We start from the raw sequence: 244 nt of genomic DNA on the forward strand, positions 1-244 counted from the left end.
GCCGTTGTGGTCGCTGTCGACGCTGATGTTCTTCTACCTGGCGTTTCCCTTCGTCGCCCCGCGGCTGATGCGCAGCCGGCACAAGTGGAAGGTGCTGGCGCTGGTCTGGCTGGTCTACCTGATCCCGCCGGCGCTGGTAGTGGCCAGCGAGAGCTACGGGATCCCCTGGACCGGCCTGCTGCACCGCAATCCGTTGCTGCGCCTGCCGGAATTCCTTGGCGGCATCCTGGCCTACGGGTTGTTC

1 pseudogene is annotated in these 244 nt (G+C 66.0%); it reads left to right on the forward strand.

What is annotated here, in order from left to right:
• Positions 1–244: pseudogene (locus ACLJNW_RS27750) on the forward strand (acyltransferase); the annotation flags it as partial.

Source organism: Salmonella sp. SAL4457, assembly GCF_046548235.1.
Lineage (GTDB): Bacteria > Pseudomonadota > Gammaproteobacteria > Enterobacterales > Enterobacteriaceae > Salmonella > Salmonella enterica.